The sequence below is a fragment of the Enterobacter sp. BWH52 genome (genome assembly GCF_001037565.1).
Taxonomy (GTDB): Bacteria; Pseudomonadota; Gammaproteobacteria; order Enterobacterales; family Enterobacteriaceae; genus Enterobacter; species Enterobacter hormaechei_C.
The window spans coordinates 3,368,884-3,384,768 of the sequence record NZ_KQ089854.1; the positions used below are offsets into that span (position 1 = coordinate 3,368,884).

At 53.6% G+C, this 15,885-nt stretch carries 14 protein-coding genes and 1 rRNA gene; 8 read left to right on the forward strand and 7 right to left on the reverse strand.

The genetic code is table 11. The features are described from left to right. The gene (rpoE, locus tag SK47_RS15890) at window positions 1–576 is read right to left on the reverse strand and encodes an RNA polymerase sigma factor RpoE (RefSeq protein WP_006176728.1); all 576 of its coding nucleotides are present in this window, start codon (window positions 574–576) and stop codon (window positions 1–3) included. 425 nt (window positions 577–1,001) lie between these two features. On the opposite strand from rpoE, the gene nadB reads away from it, so the two are divergent. Continuing rightward, complete coding sequence (gene nadB / locus SK47_RS15895) at window positions 1,002–2,621, forward strand: L-aspartate oxidase (protein WP_022651669.1); 1,620 nt, start codon at window positions 1,002–1,004, stop codon at window positions 2,619–2,621. Here nadB and SK47_RS15900 read toward each other — a convergent pair. Next, complete coding sequence (locus tag SK47_RS15900; RefSeq protein ID WP_003860724.1) at window positions 2,606–3,343, reverse strand: tRNA(1)(Val) (adenine(37)-N(6))-methyltransferase TrmN; 738 nt, start codon at window positions 3,341–3,343, stop codon at window positions 2,606–2,608. The genes nadB and SK47_RS15900 overlap by 16 nt on opposite strands. Before the next feature lie 132 nt (window positions 3,344–3,475). Here SK47_RS15900 and srmB point away from each other — a divergent pair, with 132 nt between their 5' ends. After that, window positions 3,476–4,804 carry an ATP-dependent RNA helicase SrmB gene (gene srmB / locus SK47_RS15905; protein ID WP_003860725.1) on the forward strand — a complete coding sequence of 443 codons (1,329 nt, stop codon included), beginning with the start codon at window positions 3,476–3,478 and terminating at the stop codon, window positions 4,802–4,804. 52 nt (window positions 4,805–4,856) lie between these two features. Here srmB and grcA read toward each other — a convergent pair whose 3' ends face one another. Further along, window positions 4,857–5,240, reverse strand: a complete 384-nt coding sequence (gene grcA / locus SK47_RS15910; protein ID WP_003860727.1) for an autonomous glycyl radical cofactor GrcA — start codon at window positions 5,238–5,240, stop codon at window positions 4,857–4,859. Window positions 5,241–5,555: 315 nt separating this feature from the next. On the opposite strand from grcA, the gene ung reads away from it, so the two are divergent. After that, window positions 5,556–6,245 (forward strand): uracil-DNA glycosylase, encoded by a 690-nt coding sequence (gene ung, locus SK47_RS15915; RefSeq protein ID WP_003860729.1) that lies wholly within the window; start codon window positions 5,556–5,558, stop codon window positions 6,243–6,245. A gap of 39 nt (window positions 6,246–6,284) precedes the next feature. On the opposite strand, the gene SK47_RS15920 is transcribed toward ung, so the two are convergent. Then, complete coding sequence (locus SK47_RS15920; RefSeq protein ID WP_023314680.1) at window positions 6,285–7,370, reverse strand: tRNA/rRNA methyltransferase; 1,086 nt, start codon at window positions 7,368–7,370, stop codon at window positions 6,285–6,287. Between the two features lie 204 nt (window positions 7,371–7,574). On the opposite strand from SK47_RS15920, the gene trxC reads away from it, so the two are divergent. The 5 genes from trxC (at window position 7,575) to SK47_RS15945 (ending at window position 13,297) form a co-directional block, all read left to right on the forward strand. Beyond that, the gene (gene trxC, locus SK47_RS15925; protein ID WP_048244659.1) at window positions 7,575–7,994 is read left to right on the forward strand and encodes a thioredoxin TrxC; all 420 of its coding nucleotides are present in this window, start codon (window positions 7,575–7,577) and stop codon (window positions 7,992–7,994) included. Window positions 7,995–8,064: 70 nt separating this feature from the next. Next, window positions 8,065–8,763 carry a tRNA-uridine aminocarboxypropyltransferase gene (gene tapT, locus SK47_RS15930; RefSeq protein WP_003860734.1) on the forward strand — a complete coding sequence of 233 codons (699 nt, stop codon included), beginning with the start codon at window positions 8,065–8,067 and terminating at the stop codon, window positions 8,761–8,763. Window positions 8,764–8,798: 35 nt separating this feature from the next. After that, window positions 8,799–11,462, forward strand: coding sequence for a bifunctional acetate--CoA ligase family protein/GNAT family N-acetyltransferase (gene pat, locus SK47_RS15935; protein WP_032659834.1), 2,664 nt, complete (start codon window positions 8,799–8,801; stop codon window positions 11,460–11,462). 109 nt (window positions 11,463–11,571) lie between these two features. Further along, window positions 11,572–12,927 (forward strand): CDP-diacylglycerol--serine O-phosphatidyltransferase, encoded by a 1,356-nt coding sequence (pssA, locus tag SK47_RS15940; RefSeq protein WP_026094276.1) that lies wholly within the window; start codon window positions 11,572–11,574, stop codon window positions 12,925–12,927. A 46-nt stretch (window positions 12,928–12,973) separates the two neighbouring features. Further along, entirely contained in the window at window positions 12,974–13,297 is a 324-nt protein-coding gene (locus SK47_RS15945) for a YfiM family lipoprotein (protein ID WP_003860739.1), read from the forward strand. Here the strand turns inward: SK47_RS15945 and SK47_RS15950 are convergent. From SK47_RS15950 to rrf, 3 genes are all read right to left on the reverse strand, one after another. Then, on the reverse strand, window positions 13,294–14,601 hold the full coding sequence (locus SK47_RS15950; protein WP_003860741.1) for an MFS family transporter: 1,308 nt from the start codon (window positions 14,599–14,601) through the stop codon (window positions 13,294–13,296). The two genes, SK47_RS15945 and SK47_RS15950, sit on opposite strands and share 4 nt — an antisense overlap. A 151-nt stretch (window positions 14,602–14,752) precedes the next feature. Further along, entirely contained in the window at window positions 14,753–15,205 is a 453-nt protein-coding gene (locus tag SK47_RS15955; protein ID WP_006811623.1) for a DUF4385 domain-containing protein, read from the reverse strand. A gap of 128 nt (window positions 15,206–15,333) precedes the next feature. Beyond that, window positions 15,334–15,449, reverse strand: a 5S ribosomal RNA gene (gene rrf / locus SK47_RS15960). Between the last annotated feature and the right edge of the window lie 436 nt (window positions 15,450–15,885).

The following is a 15,885-nucleotide window of genomic DNA, read 5'->3' on the forward strand; positions in this document are numbered from 1 at the left end:
TCAACGCCTGATAAGCGGTTGAACTTTATTATCAATGGCTTCTCGCGCACGGAAAATTCGTGAACGAACCGTGCCGACCGGACAATCCATGATGGCGGCTATCTCTTCATAGCTTAGGCCATCCAGCTCCCGTAACGTAATTGCCATGCGTAAATCTTCCGGGAGCGACTCGATCGTGCGAAAAACGATTTGTCTCAGTTCTTCTGACAACATTAAGTTCTCAGGGTTCGAAATTTCTTTCAGCGCGCCGCCACTTTCGAAGTTTTCTGCGTCGATAGCGTCAACATCACTTGAAGGCGGACGCCGGCCCTGAGCAACCAAATAATTCTTAGCCGTATTGACTGCAATACGATACAGCCAGGTATAAAAAGCACTATCCCCCCGGAATGAATCCAGCGCGCGATAGGCCTTAATAAAAGACTCTTGTACAACATCAGGAACATCGCCTGACGGTACATAGCGGGAAACCAGACTCGCTACCTTATGCTGGTAGCGCACCACCAGTAGGTTAAAAGCTTTCTGATCTCCCTTCTGGACCCGTTCAACCAGGACCTGGTCCGTTAACTGCTCGCTCATCCGAGGTAATGTCTCCCCAAACCAAATTCCACGCGTTATCGAAACGCCACTCTAACAACATTGCACTTTGAGCAAGCACCGAATTAGAGTGACTGTTCTTCAATAAGTTCCGTAACGCCTTTGTTTTTGTTCATCGCGCCGCAGACCATTCATTTTCTCTCATTATAAGTCTGTTCACGATACGCACCCGCTTTCTGACAAGAATCATTAACTTTATCGTCAGAAGAGTAACGCAACACAGGCTTTATTTCACCACAAAATCTGAAGCTAACGATCTGCTTCGCAAAATATTTCCGGCCATTTAGCGCAGATTTAACCTCCGGGATTCCGTTTAGTCATTGCAACACACCTCAAAAAAAACGTGCGATATCTCGCATCGCAATGCTATTCTCCCCACACCATGTTTAGTAAATTAAACAAACATCATGAACACGACGCCTGAACTTCATTGTGATGTACTGATCATTGGCAGCGGTGCTGCCGGCCTCTCCCTCGCACTGCGCCTGGCGGAACATCAGAACGTAATCGTGCTGAGTAAAGGGCCGATGAGCGAAGGTTCCACCTTCTATGCACAAGGCGGTATTGCCGCGGTGTTTGATGAAACGGATAGCATTGCCTCGCACGTAGAAGACACCCTGATTGCCGGTGCCGGGATCGTGGATGAGCATGCCGCAGAGTTTGTCGCCAGCAATGCCCGCCACTGCGTGCAATGGCTTATCGATCAGGGCGTGCTGTTTGATACGCAGGTTCAGCCTAATGGTGAAGAGAGCTATCACCTGACCCGTGAAGGCGGGCACAGCCACCGCCGTATTCTGCACGCTGCTGATGCAACCGGAAAAGCGGTTGAAACCACGCTGGTCAGCAAAGCCCTCAGCCATCCCAATATTCGGGTACTGGAGCGCAGCAACGCCGTCGACCTGATTATTTCCGATAAAATTGGCCTGCCCGGCACGCGCCGTGTTGTCGGCGCATGGGTGTGGAATCGGAATAAAGAGAAGGTGGAAACCTGCCAGGCAAAAGCCGTTGTGCTGGCCACCGGCGGCGCCTCCAAGGTTTACCAGTACACGACTAACCCGGATATCGCCTCCGGAGACGGTATCGCCATGGCCTGGCGCGCAGGTTGCCGCGTGGCGAATCTGGAGTTTAACCAGTTCCATCCTACCGCCCTGTTCCACCCGCAGGCGCGTAACTTCCTGTTAACTGAAGCGTTGCGTGGCGAAGGCGCGTATCTGAAGCGTCCGGACGGTTCCAGGTTTATGCCGGACTTCGACCCCCGAGGTGAACTGGCACCGCGGGATATCGTGGCCCGCGCCATTGACCACGAGATGAAGCGGCTTGGCGTGGACTGTATGTATCTGGACATTAGCCATAAACCGGCAGACTTTATTCGCCAGCACTTCCCGATGATTTATGAAAAGCTGCTGAGTCTGGGTATTGATCTAACCCGCGATCCGGTGCCGATTGTACCTGCCGCCCACTATACCTGTGGCGGGGTGATGGTTGACGATCATGGTCGTACCGACGTGGATGGTTTGTATGCGATCGGCGAGGTCAGCTATACCGGCCTGCATGGTGCGAATCGCATGGCCTCAAACTCGCTGCTGGAGTGTCTGGTGTATGGGTGGTCGGCTGCGGAAGATATTACCAAACGCATGCCCTATGCACGTCCGACAACACACTTGCCGGCATGGGATGAAAGTCGGGTAGAAAACCCGGACGAACTGGTGGTAATCCAGCATAACTGGCACGAACTGCGGCTTTTCATGTGGGATTATGTCGGGATTGTACGTACAACGAAGCGTCTGGAACGCGCGTTACGCCGCATCATGATGTTGCAGCAGGAAATCGATGAATATTACGCCAACTTCCGCGTTTCCAATAATCTGCTGGAGCTGCGCAACCTTGTGCAGGTTGCCGAGCTGATTGTGCGCTGTGCAATGATGCGCAAAGAGAGCCGTGGCCTGCATTATACGCTGGACTATCCCGAACCGCTTGAAACGTCCGGGCCGTCGGTGTTGACGCCGCAGGTTCACATAAAAAGATAAAAGGCCTGGGTCAGAGCTGTGTAATCTTCGGAATAACGCTGGTCTGGCCCACGAATGACCATCCTGTCGATAAAGCACTCGCCCTCTTTCGGCGAGAGTGCCAGCAACACGCGGTGCGGTAAGCGTCCTTCCGTATCCGAAATATCGGTACGAAGACGCAGATTCCAGCCGATCTCATGTGCGATCTCAATGAAGGTATTACCCGTGCTTTCAGGCAAGACCACGCAGAAAAATCCCTCTTCCGAGATGAGCTCCGCCGCACTGGTCAGTAGCGCCTTGTGATCGAGCGAGCCGGTGTAACGTGCCTGCTCGCGTTCCGGCGTGCCACATTCCACGCCTGGCGTGAAATATGGCGGATTGCTGACAATCAAATCGTAACGCGCGGTCTGCTCCGGCGCCCAGGTCAGGACATCGGCGCATTCTACCCTGATGCGTTCTGCCCACGGAGAGTCGGCAGCGTTTTCACTTGCCTGCCGGGCCGCCTGAGGATCAAGCTCAACGGCATCGATCGTGACGTGTTCTTCCGTTCGCTGCGCCAGCATCAGCGCCTGAAGTCCGCTGCCCGTACCAATATCCAGAATGCGTTTTACACCTGCGACAGGAGCCCATGCCCCCAGTAAAATACCGTCTGTACCGACTTTCATCGCACAACGATCGTGCGCCACAAAAAACTGTTTAAACGTAAAACCATCGCGGCGCAACTGCGCTTTGAGTTGAGACATGTCAGGGCAACCTTCTGAGTGAAACTGGAGTAGCATAGGGGAAAGCGAAGTGGTCGAAAAGCGATATCCATACAAACAGATGAAGATTACAGCCGTAACGTCTATAATCAGCGCCCCACACAGAGGTAGAACATGACTGTAACGACTTTTTCCGAACTTGAACTCGATGAAAGCCTGCTCAATGCCCTTGAGAGCAAAGGCTTTACACGCCCGACCGCCATTCAGGCCGCGGCCATTCCGCCTGCGCTTGAGGGCCGCGATGTGCTCGGTTCTGCGCCAACCGGCACGGGGAAGACAGCAGCCTACTTGCTGCCTGTGTTGCAGCATTTGCTCGACTTTCCGCGTAAAAAATCAGGCCCGCCGCGCATTTTGATCCTGACCCCGACCCGTGAACTGGCGATGCAGGTTGCCGAACACGCGCGTGAGCTGGCGGCGAACACCCATCTGGATATCGCGACCATCACCGGCGGCGTAGCGTATATGAACCACGCCGAAGTGTTCAGCGAAAACCAGGATATCGTTGTCGCGACGACAGGCCGTCTGCTGCAATACATAAAAGAAGAGAACTTCGACTGCCGCGCAGTGGAAACGCTGATTCTCGATGAAGCTGACCGCATGCTGGACATGGGCTTTGCCCAGGACATCGAACACATCGCGGGTGAAACGCGCTGGCGTAACCAGACAATGCTGTTCTCGGCAACCCTTGAAGGGGATGCCATTAAAGATTTCGCCGAACGTCTGCTGGAAGATCCGGTGGAAGTGTCCGCTACGCCATCGACCCGTGAGCGTAAGAAGATCCACCAGTGGTACTACCGCGCAGATAACCTTGAGCATAAGGTTGAGTTGTTGAAACACCTGCTGAAGCAGGAAGAGGCAACCCGTACCATCGTATTCGTACGCAAACGTGAGCGCGTACATGAACTGGCAGAAATGCTGCGCAATGCCGGTATCAACAACTGCTATCTCGAAGGTGAAATGGCGCAGGTTAAGCGTACCGAAGGGATTAAGCGCCTGACCGATGGCCGCGTGAATGTGCTGGTTGCCACCGACGTTGCCGCGCGCGGGATCGACATCCCGGACGTGAGCCACGTGATCAACTTTGATATGCCGCGCAGCGGTGATACTTACCTGCACCGTATTGGTCGTACCGGCCGTGCGGGCCGCAAAGGTATTGCTATCTCTCTGGTAGAAGCGCACGACCATTTGCTGCTACAGAAAATTGGCCGCTACGTTGAGGAGCCGCTGAAAGCTCGCGTGATTGACGGACTTCGTCCGACCACACGTGCGCCGAGTGAAAAAATGACGGGTAAACCGTCCAAGAAAGCGCTCGCGAAACGTGCTGAGAGAAAAGAGAAAGAAAAAGAGAAGCCGCGCGTTAAACAGCGCCACCGCGATACCAAAAATATTGGTAAGCGCCGTAAGCCAAGCTCTGCTGCGTCAGAGACAAAAACGGAAGAGTAAAAAAAAGCCGGGACATTCCCGGCTTTTTTATTCCACCCCCAGAGCTGAAACCTTACAGGCTTTCAGTAAAGGTACGCGCGATAACGTCGCGCTGCTGTTCCGGGGTCAGAGAGTTGAAACGCACCGCATAGCCAGACACACGGATGGTCAGCTGCGGGTATTTTTCCGGGTGCTCAACGGCATCCATCAGCGTTTCGCGACGCAGGACGTTAACGTTCAGGTGCTGACCACCTTCCACGCGTACTTCTGGCTGCACTTGCATTGGAATTTCACGGTATTCAATTTCGCCCAGTTTGCTCACCGGAACGATTTCGTCTTCCGCAAAACCTGCTTTCGCTACTACACAGCGCGCTTCGTTTTTCTCGCTGTCCAGCAGCCAGAAAGAGTTCAGCAGATCGTCATTTGCAGCTTTAGTAATCTGGATACCTGTAATCATGTGTTGCCTCCCTTAGGCTACATTAACTGATGCTGGCCTTTTGCGGCCAATTGGTAAAACCATTGTTTGTTGTGTGTATATATAACATTCAGACCCGGGTGATTTATTGATTTAAATCAACAAAACCACCAACCACACAAAGAGTGTGGTCTGTATTTTTTGTTTTAGATCAATTTTAAAGGTTTACCAATTCAACTTATCCTGCCTGGTTTTCAACATAAATTGAGTCACTTAGCCTGCTTTTCCGCGGGTAATTTTGCTCATTGGTGTTTAACAGGTAAGCTAGACACAGAATGAGATTCGCAGGAGAGCGAGATGACAACACCTTTAACCTGGCATGACGTGCTGGCTGAAGAGAAGCAGCAGCCCTATTTTATAAATACCCTCAGTACCGTTGCGGCTGAACGGCAGGCCGGCCAGACAATTTATCCGCCGCAGAAAGATGTGTTTAACGCCTTCCGCTACACCGAACTGAGCGATGTAAAGGTGGTTATCCTGGGGCAGGATCCATACCACGGCCCCGGGCAGGCTCACGGACTGGCATTTTCCGTACGTCCGGGCGTGGCCATCCCCCCTTCTCTGTTGAATATGTATAAAGAGCTGGAAGGAACGATTCCGGGTTTCACCCGCCCTAATCACGGTTATCTGGAAAGCTGGGCGCGCCAGGGCGTGCTGTTGCTGAATACCGTATTAACTGTCCGGGCGGGTCAGGCACACTCCCACGCCAGTCTGGGATGGGAAACCTTTACCGATAAGGTTATCAGCCTGATCAATGAGCATCGTGAAGGCGTCGTGTTTTTACTCTGGGGTTCGCATGCCCAAAAGAAAGGGGCGATTATCGATCGTCAGCGTCATCACGTGCTGAAGGCGCCGCACCCGTCGCCGCTGTCTGCGCATCGTGGTTTCTTTGGCAGTAATCATTTTGTTCTGACGAATGAGTGGCTGGAAAAGCGTGGCGAAAAGCCGATTGACTGGATGCCTGTGTTACCGGCAGAGAGCGAGTAGGGTTTGAATGTGCCGGGTCAGGCCCGGCACATAAAAGGCTTATGCCTTGTTCTGACGCCACCATTCCGCCAGCAGCACGCCGGTCGCAACGGATACGTTCAGGCTTTCAACGTTGCCAGTGCCGTCGATAGAGACGCTCAGGTCAGCGCTGGAGAGTGCCGCATCAGACAGACCATCGCGCTCCTGACCTAACACCAGCACCATTTTGCGCGGCAACGTCGCTTTAAACAACGGCGTAGCGGCACGGCTTGAGGTGGTGACAATGGTGTAGCCCGCGTTACGGAATTGTTCAAGGGCTTCCAGCACGCTGTCGCCGGTGATCGGCTGAACGTGCTCTGCACCACCTTCCGCGGTACGAATCGCCGCACCGGATTCCAGCAGCGCGGCATCCTGCAACAGAACGCCTTTCACGCCAAAGTGCGCGCAGCTACGCATCATAGCGCCCAGGTTATGCGGGTTACCAACATCTTCCAGCGCCAGTACGCAGTCATCGGCATCCGCCTGGCTAACCCACTGCTGCACGGTAGTGCCGTTACGTTTTTTGATCAGGAAGCAGACGCCGCCGTGGTGTTCTGTACCGGACGCTTTTGTCAGCTCGGCATCGTCAACCACGTGGTAGGCTTTGCGGTTCGCCGCCATCCAGCGCAGCGCTTCTTTAAAGCGCGGGGTCACGCTCTGGATAAACCATGCACGAACGATACACTCCGGGCGGCTCTGGAACAGGGCCTGACAGGCGTTCTCACCGTAGACACGGGTCTCTTCCGCACGCTGACGACGCAGCACTTCCGGATCGATAAAGCTTTTTCCGCTGATACCGCCGTGATCGGCTTTTTCGGTCGTCTCTTCACCGGGCGCGCGAGAAACGGTACGCCATGGCGATCCACCGTCGCGGACAAAATCATCGCGTTTGCGATCGTCACGCTTACGGTCATCACGTTTGCGGTCATCGCCGCGGTTATTTCTGTCATCGCGGGCGGGGCGACGGCCACCGTCTGCACGAGAAGACGCCGGACGCCCGCCACCTTTTCCGGTACGCGGATTTTGGGTGCGTTTATCAGAGTCATCATCACTGCGGACATACATCACTTTGACCTTGCCGCTTTTGTTTTTCATTTCGTCGTTCATGCTTTTCTCCACCAGCGCTGCGCGAAGCGCGCAGATTACCCGATGTGCAAGCTCATAGCCATAATTTCGTACAAAAGCCTGTGACTATTGTTCCCATTGAATAAAACGCGTTGTCGTTTCATACAGGCTCACTGATAATATGTAACATATCAGAAACATTATCGGCGTTCTGCCGTTGTTCCACGGCTCTATCAGAGGTTAGTTATGAATACCGTATGTGCCAACTGTCAGGCTTTAAACCGCATTCCGGACGATCGGATGGATGACGGTGCGAAATGCGGGCGTTGTGGCCACGAATTATTTGATGGCGATGTCATTAACGCGACGGGTGCTACGCTGGACAAACTCCTCAAGGACGATCTGCCTGTTGTGGTCGATTTCTGGGCACCGTGGTGCGGCCCCTGCCGTAACTTTGCGCCCATCTTCGAAGACGTAGCTGAAGAGCGCAGCGGGAAAATACGTTTTGTCAAAGTGAATACCGAAGCGGAACGTGAACTCAGCGCCCGTTTTCGCATTCGCAGCATTCCAACCATTATGATTTTCAAAAATGGTGAAGTGATCGACATGCTCAATGGTGCAGTACCAAAAGCGCCTTTCGACAGCTGGTTAAACGAATCCCTGTAACATTCGCGGGGCATATCTTGTGCCCCGTTCTCTCCTCTGCGAAAATGGGGTTTTTCCTGCCTTTTCGCCCATGACTGATAACGCTGTACTTCAATTACGCGCCGAGCGCCTTGCGCGCGCCACCCGCCCTTTTCTGGCCCGAGGCAATCGTATTCGCCGCTGCCAGCGCTGCCTTTTACCGCTGAAAGTGTGTCTGTGCGAAACGCTTGCGCCGAGCGAGGCGAAAAGCCGCTTTTGTCTGGTCATGTTTGATACCGAACCGATGAAGCCCAGCAACACAGGGCGTTTGATCGCCGATATTCTACCCAACACCGCAGCGTTTCAGTGGTCGCGCACTGAGCCACCTCAGGCTCTGCTCGACCTGGTGGCAAGCCCGGACTATCAGCCCATGGTCGTTTTCCCGGCATCATATGCAGGCGAACAACGTCAGGTACTTACGGCGCCACCATCCGGTAAGCCGCCGCTGTTTATTATGCTCGACGGCACCTGGACCGAAGCAAGAAAGATGTTTCGCAAAAGCCCTTATCTTGATGCGCTGCCGGTGATTTCCGTCGATCTGTCGCGTGTTTCGGCCTATCGCTTGCGTGAAGCGCATGCCGACGGTCAATATTGCACCGCTGAAGTCGCCATAGCGCTACTGGATCTGGCGGGCGATACCCAGGCGGCCGGCGCGCTGGGCAGTCACTTCTCCTGCTTCCGCGAACGTTATCTTGCGGGAAAAACCGTTCATAAGGGTAGTGTCACAGCAACTGAGGCAGAAAGCGTTTAAAATCATCAGGTCGCTTGCATTCACAGGAGGCCTGCATGAGCCAGAGAGGGTTAGAAGCGCTACTCCGTCCGAAATCCATTGCCGTTATTGGCGCCTCGATGAAACCGGACCGCGCAGGGTATCTGATGATGCGCAATCTGCTGGCTGGCGGATTTAACGGCCCGGTCATGCCCGTTACGCCCGCTTATAAGGCGGTACAGGGGGTGCTGGCGTGGCCGGAGGTGCAAAGTTTACCGTTTGTTCCCGACCTCGCCGTGCTCTGTACGCATGCGAAACGAAACCTCGAATTGCTTGAGTCGCTCGGTCAGAAAGGCTGTAAAACCTGCATTATTCTTTCCTCGCCTCCTGAACAGCAGCCCGAACTGCTGGCCTGCGCCAGCCGCTACCAGATGCGCATTCTTGGTCCAAATAGCCTCGGTCTGCTTGCGCCCTGGCAAGGGCTGAATGCCAGTTTTTCCCCGGTTCCGATCCGTAAAGGCAAACTGGCCTTTATTTCACAGTCGGCAGCGGTATCCAATACCATCCTCGACTGGGCGCAGCAGCGTGAGATGGGCTTTTCCTATTTCATTGCCCTCGGCGACAGCCTGGACATTGACGTCGATGAGCTGTTGGATTTCCTGGCGCGTGACAGCAAAACCAGCGCTATCCTGCTCTACCTTGAACACCTGAGCGACGCCCGTCGTTTTGTGTCGGCGTCGCGTAGCGCATCACGTAATAAACCGATTCTGGTCATCAAAAGCGGGCGCAGCCCCGCGGCTCAGCGCCTGCTACATTCCCGTTCCGGGATGGATCCCGCATGGGATGCAGCGATCCAGCGCGCCGGTTTACTGCGGGTACAGGATACGCACGAGCTTTTTTCCGCCGTCGAAACGTTAAGCCACATGCGCCCCCTGCGCGGTGAAAAGCTGATGATTGTCAGCAACGGTGCAGCTCCCGCCGCCCTGGCGCTGGACGAGCTCTGGCTACGCAACGGCAAGCTGGCCACGCTGGGTGAAGAGACGCTCCAGCGCCTGCGGGATGCGTTACCGGGAAGCGTTGTTCCCGATAATCCCCTCGATTTGCGCGATGATGCCAGCAGCGATCGTTACATTAAGGCGATCACGATTTTGCTGGATAGCCAGGACTTTGATGCGCTGATGATTATCCATTCGCCCAGCGCGGTTGCGCCAGGCAGCGAAAGTGCGCGTGCGCTGATTGAGGCGGTCCGAAACCATCCCCGCGGTAAATACGTTACCCTGCTGACCAACTGGTGCGGCGAATTCTCCTCGCAGGAGGCACGGCGTCTGTTTAGTGAAGCCGGGTTGCCAACCTACCGTACCCCAGAGGGCACCATTACCGCGTTTATGCATATGGTTGAATACCGCCGCAACCAGAAGCAACTGCGTGAAACGCCTGCCCTGCCGGGCAATCTCACCGCAAATTCGGTGGATGTGCACAGGCTTTTGCAGCAGGCCATCGAAGAGGGCGCCACTTCTCTTGATACACATGAGGTACAACCCATTCTTGGCAGTTATGGAATGCAAACCCTGCCCACCTGGATTGCCGGCGACAGCGCTGAGGCGGTACATATTGCTGAGCAGATTGGTTATCCGGTCGCGCTGAAGCTGCGCTCTCCCGATATTCCGCACAAATCGGATGTGCAGGGCGTCATGCTGTATCTGCGCACCGCGACAGAAGTACAACAGGCCGCGGATGCCATTATCGATCGCGTAAAAATGACGTGGCCACAGGCCAGGATCCACGGCCTGCTGGTGCAGAGCATGGCCAACCGTGCAGGTGCGCAGGAGCTGCGCGTGGTTGTCGAACACGATCCGGTTTTTGGTCCGCTCATTATGCTGGGTGAAGGCGGCGTTGAGTGGCGGCCAGAAGAACAGGCGGTTGTCGCGCTTCCCCCTCTGAACATGAACCTGGCGCGTTATTTAATTATTCAGGCCATCAAAAGCAAAAAAATCCGCGGGAGAAGCGCTCTGCGGCCGCTTGATATCGCCGGGTTAAGCCAGTTTCTGGTGAAGGTCTCCAACCTCATTGTTGACTGTGCGGAGATCCAGCGCCTGGATATTCACCCCCTTCTTGCCTCCGGAAATGAATTTACCGCCCTGGACGTGACGCTGGATATTGCGCCCTATATCGGTGACCCGGAAAGCCGTCTCGCCATTCGTCCTTATCCTCTTCATCTGGAAGAGTGGGTGGAGATGAAAAATGGGGAGCGGGCGCTGTTTCGCCCTATCCTGCCGGAAGACGAGCCGCTGCTGCGGGCGTTCATCTCGCAGGTGACGAAGGAAGATTTGTACTATCGCTATTTCAGCGAAATCAATGAATTTACCCATGACGATTTAGCCAATATGACCCAGATCGACTACGATCGAGAAATGGCGATTGTGGCGGTCCGCCGTTCCGGAGCGGGAGAGGAGATCCTCGGCGTGACGCGTGCCATTTCCGACCCGGATAATGTGGATGCCGAGTTTGCCGTACTGGTGCGTTCCGATCTTAAGGGTTTGGGGTTGGGCAGACGGCTGCTCGAAAAACTCATTGGTTATACGCGCGATCACGGATTGTCACGCCTGAATGGCATTACTATGCCAAACAATCGGGGTATGGTGACCCTGGCGCGGAAGCTCGGTTTTGACGTTGATATCCAGCTGGATGAAGGCATTGTCTCTCTGTCCCTCAGCCTGACTTCGACGGATAAACAAGAGTAAGCTGCTGGAAATGTTACCCACTTTTACCGGCACTGGGGTATCATTGTCCGCTTATGTTGTTTGCCTGGTACAGACAACCCTTCAATGAACAGAGAAGAAACGCACTGTGATGTTGTCAAAATTTAAGCGTAATAAACATCAACAACACCTTGCTCAACTACCGAAGATTTCTCAGTCAGTTGATGATGTAGAGTTCTTTTATGCTCCCGCTCATTTCCGGGAGACGCTTCTTGAAAAGATTGCCAGCGCTACGCGACGTATTTGCATTGTGGCGCTCTATCTTGAACAAGATGAAGGTGGGCGTGCGATCCTGAACGCGCTCTATGAAGCGAAACGTCAGCGTCCGGAACTGGATGTTCGCGTGCTGGTAGACTGGCACCGTGCTCAGCGTGGCCGTATTGGTGCGGCTGCCTCGAATACCAATGCTGACTGGTATTGCCGCACGGCCCAGGAAAATCCGGGGATTGATATCCCGGTGTATGGCGTACCGGTGAATACCCGTGAAGCGCTTGGCGTTCTTCATTTTAAAGGATTTATCATTGATGACAGCGTCCTTTATAGCGGCGCCAGCCTGAATGATGTGTATCTCCATCAGCTCGATAAATACCGCTACGATCGCTACCATCTGATCCGCAATCCGCAGATGGCTGACATCATGTTCAACTGGGTTGATAAAAACCTGGTTCATGGTCGGGGTGTGCACCGTCTTGACGATCCTCATCGCCCGAAAAGCCCGGAAATCAAAAACGACGTTCGCTCCTTCCGCCAGGAACTGCGCGATGCGGTTTATCGTTTTCAGGGTGATGCCAGTAATGAAGAACTGTCCGTTACGCCCCTGGTAGGCCTGGGGAAATCCAGCCTGCTGAACAAGACCATCTTTCATTTGATGCCGTGCGCTGAACATAAGCTCACCATCTGCACCCCTTACTTTAACCTTCCCGCCGTTCTGGTGCGTAATATCATTCAGCTGCTGCGTGATGGTAAAAAGGTGGAAATCATTGTCGGGGATAAAACGGCAAATGACTTTTTCATTCCGGAAGATCAGCCTTTCAAGATCATCGGCGCACTGCCTTATCTCTATGAGATTAACCTGCGTCGCTTCCTGAGCCGTTTACAGTACTATGTGAACACGGACCAGCTGGTTGTGCGTCTCTGGAAAGATGAAGACAACAGCTATCACCTCAAAGGGATGTGGGTGGATGATGAGTGGATGCTGCTGACCGGTAATAACCTGAACCCACGCGCCTGGCGTCTGGATCTGGAAAACGCCATCCTTATTCATGATCCTCAGCATGCGTTAGCCGCGAAACGCGATCGTGAGCTGGAGCTTATACGCACGCATACCACAGTGGTTCGTCATTATCGCGATCTGCAAAGCATCGCTGATTATCCGGTGAAAGTTCGCAAGCTGATTCGCCGTCTACGTCGGATCCGTATCGACCGCCTCATCAGCCGCATTCTGTAATACACGAGCCCTGTCATCGACGGGGCTTTTTTTATGGAGTCTGTTAATGCGTACGCCTTTCCTGATAATCCCTCTTTTCCTGACCGGTTGCAGCCATATGGCTAATGATAACTGGTCGGGTCAGGATAAAGCTCAACACTTTCTGGCGTCTGCAATGTTGTCCGCTGCGGGTAATGAGTATGCGCTGCACCAGGGGTATAGCCGGGATCGAAGTGCCACAATGGGGCTCATGTTCTCCATTAGCCTGGGGGCATCAAAAGAACTTTGGGATAGCCGCCCCTCGGGAAGCGGCTGGAGCTGGAAAGATTTTGCCTGGGACGTAGCCGGGGCAACAACCGGCTACGCCGTCTGGCAGATGGCGCATTATTAAAGGCGAATCCCTTTTCCTTTACGATGCAGCATCAGGGAGACAATAAACGCCAGCGCCCCCATGATGGTGACATACCAGAAGAAGGTCGTTTCACTGCCCCATGACTTTAGGGATAGCGCGACATATTCTGCCGAACCGCCAAACAGGGCGTTAGCGACCGCATAAGAGAGGCCTACGCCCAGCGCCCTCACCTGTGCGGGAAACATTTCCGCTTTCAAAATGCCACTGATTGCCGTGTAAAAACTAATAATAATAAGTGCCACCATAATCAAAGCGAAAGCGGCATACGGAGAGGTTGTATGCTGTAGCGCCGTCAAAAGCGGAACAGTCCCCAGGGTGAGCATGCCACCAAAGATCAGCATGGAGGTGCGGCGACCTATTTTGTCCGACAGCGCGCCAACAATCGGCTGTATGAGCATAAAGACCAGTAACGCCACCGTCATGACGACGCTCGCAACGTTAGCATGCATGCCCGTGGTGTTGACCAGATATTTTTGCATATAGGTGGTGAAGGTATAGAAGCTTAGCGAGCCTGCGGCGGTAAAGCCTAGTACCATCAAAAATGCTTTGCGGTTACGCCACAGCCCTTTCATCGAACCGGCTTCTTTCAGCGCCCTGACCTCCTGTTGGGAGGTTTCATCAAGCTGACGGCGTAACCACAGCGCCACAACCGCCAGGGCGGCCCCCAGGGCAAACGGTATGCGCCAGCCCCAGGCGCGTAAATCTTCATCGCTAAGGATTTGTTGAAGGATCACCACAACCAGTAACGCCAGTAGCTGTCCGCCAATGAGGGTTACATACTGGAATGATGCATAGAAACCTTTGCGCCCTTCAACAGCCACTTCGCTCATGTATGTCGCGCTGGTGCCGTATTCGCCACCCACTGACAGCCCCTGGAACAGACGTGCCAGCAGCAACAACGCCGGTGCCCATGTTCCGATAGTGTCATATCCGGGAAGGCAGGCAATCACCAGCGAGCCGACGCACATCATGCATACGGAGATGAGCATGGATGTCTTGCGCCCTTTCCTGTCCGCGATCCTGCCGAACAGCCATCCGCCAATGGGACGCATCAGGAACCCGGCGGCAAAAACGCCTGCGGTTTGCAGAAGCTGCGTTGTAGTGTTCCCTGATGGGAAAAAGATATGCGCAAAGTAGAGTGAACAGAATGAATAGACGTAAAAATCAAACCACTCTACAAGGTTCCCCGATGAGGCTCCAACAATTGCCCAAACCCGACGGCGAGTATCCTTGCCTGCTAAACTTGTGTTATCCGTATCTGCACTGGCTACGGTTTCTGTCATTTTAAAATCCCCTGTCTCACATTGCGGGCCATTGCCCACAAACAGTAAAACCGGATTTAAAACGAATCGTTAGGTAAATAAAATGTTTCCAATATGTTTCATTGGATTTTGTGAACTCGATCAGGTATCGAATTATTAGCGGACGTAGTAATTATCCCCACGCTTGCTGGTGAGCCTTTTTTCGCTGCAAATAATCTTCATCGGCACGAATTTTATCCCACCACGTTTTGAATACCGCAGCGGCCTCTGCTTTTACTGGATCGTGATCGAGGGGTTTGACCTGGCGCTTCTCATCATACTTTTTTCCGCCTTTATGATTGGCGTATCGCCGGGCACGGGTGTATCCCATCTGTATGAATTTACGCGCCATATCCATACCTACAAAATCGTTATTCCTGCGGTACTCTTCAAAGAGGGCGTAGATCTCTTCTGCCGAACGCGCTGCGACTTCAGCATTTTTATAACGCCAGTGTGGAAGGATTTCGCTTTTATAAGGCTCGACCATCAATACGCCCTGCTCACCCCGGCCCACCTGATACCGTTCGGGATGTTCGCGAAAATTAATATTGGCAAAATCTTGTTGATAATCAAAGGGACGAGTCAAAGCGGCACCATTGTTAAAATTGTTTTAACAATTGTAGGCCGGATAAGGGGAAGCCGCCATCCAGCATGTTTTCCGCGCCCAAAGCAAAAAACCCCGTACCTTACGGTACGGGGTTTTTCTTGTTTGATGCCTGGCAGTTCCCTACTCTCACATGGGGAGACCCCACACTACCATCGGCGCTACGGCGTTTCACTTCTGAGTTCGGCATGGGGTCAGGTGGGACCACCGCGCTAAAGCCGCCAGGCAAATTCTGTTAATCTGTATCACGCTGAAAATCGTGTCTGTCTCTTCGCCAAAACACCTTCGGCGTTGTAAGGTTAAGCCTCACGGTTCATTAGTATCGGTTAGCTCAACGCATCGCTGCGCTTACACACCCGACCTATCAACGTCGTCGTCTTCAACGTTCCTTCAGGAGACTCAAGGTCTCAGGGAGAACTCATCTCGGGGCAAGTTTCGTGCTTAGATGCTTTCAGCACTTATCTCTTCCGCATTTAGCTACCGGGCAGTGCCATTGGCATGACAACCCGAACACCAGTGATGCGTCCACTCCGGTCCTCTCGTACTAGGAGCAGCCCCCCTCAATTCTCCAGCGCCCACGGCAGATAGGGACCGAACTGTCTCACGACGTTCTAAACCCAGCTCGCGTACCACTTTAAATGGCGAACAGCCATACCCTTGGG

Coding starts and splice junctions, on each gene's coding strand:
- rpoE (WP_006176728.1), bottom strand. CDS start 576: ATGAGCGAGCAGTTAACGGACCAGGTCCTGGTTGAACGGGTCCAGAAG.
- nadB (WP_022651669.1), top strand. CDS start 1,002: ATGAACACGACGCCTGAACTTCATTGTGATGTACTGATCATTGGCAGC.
- SK47_RS15900 (WP_003860724.1), bottom strand. CDS start 3,343: ATGTCTCAACTCAAAGCGCAGTTGCGCCGCGATGGTTTTACGTTTAAA.
- srmB (WP_003860725.1), top strand. CDS start 3,476: ATGACTGTAACGACTTTTTCCGAACTTGAACTCGATGAAAGCCTGCTC.
- grcA (WP_003860727.1), bottom strand. CDS start 5,240: ATGATTACAGGTATCCAGATTACTAAAGCTGCAAATGACGATCTGCTG.
- ung (WP_003860729.1), top strand. CDS start 5,556: ATGACAACACCTTTAACCTGGCATGACGTGCTGGCTGAAGAGAAGCAG.
- SK47_RS15920 (WP_023314680.1), bottom strand. CDS start 7,370: ATGAACGACGAAATGAAAAACAAAAGCGGCAAGGTCAAAGTGATGTAT.
- trxC (WP_048244659.1), top strand. CDS start 7,575: ATGAATACCGTATGTGCCAACTGTCAGGCTTTAAACCGCATTCCGGAC.
- tapT (WP_003860734.1), top strand. CDS start 8,065: ATGACTGATAACGCTGTACTTCAATTACGCGCCGAGCGCCTTGCGCGC.
- pat (WP_032659834.1), top strand. CDS start 8,799: ATGAGCCAGAGAGGGTTAGAAGCGCTACTCCGTCCGAAATCCATTGCC.
- pssA (WP_026094276.1), top strand. CDS start 11,572: ATGTTGTCAAAATTTAAGCGTAATAAACATCAACAACACCTTGCTCAA.
- SK47_RS15945 (WP_003860739.1), top strand. CDS start 12,974: ATGCGTACGCCTTTCCTGATAATCCCTCTTTTCCTGACCGGTTGCAGC.
- SK47_RS15950 (WP_003860741.1), bottom strand. CDS start 14,601: ATGACAGAAACCGTAGCCAGTGCAGATACGGATAACACAAGTTTAGCA.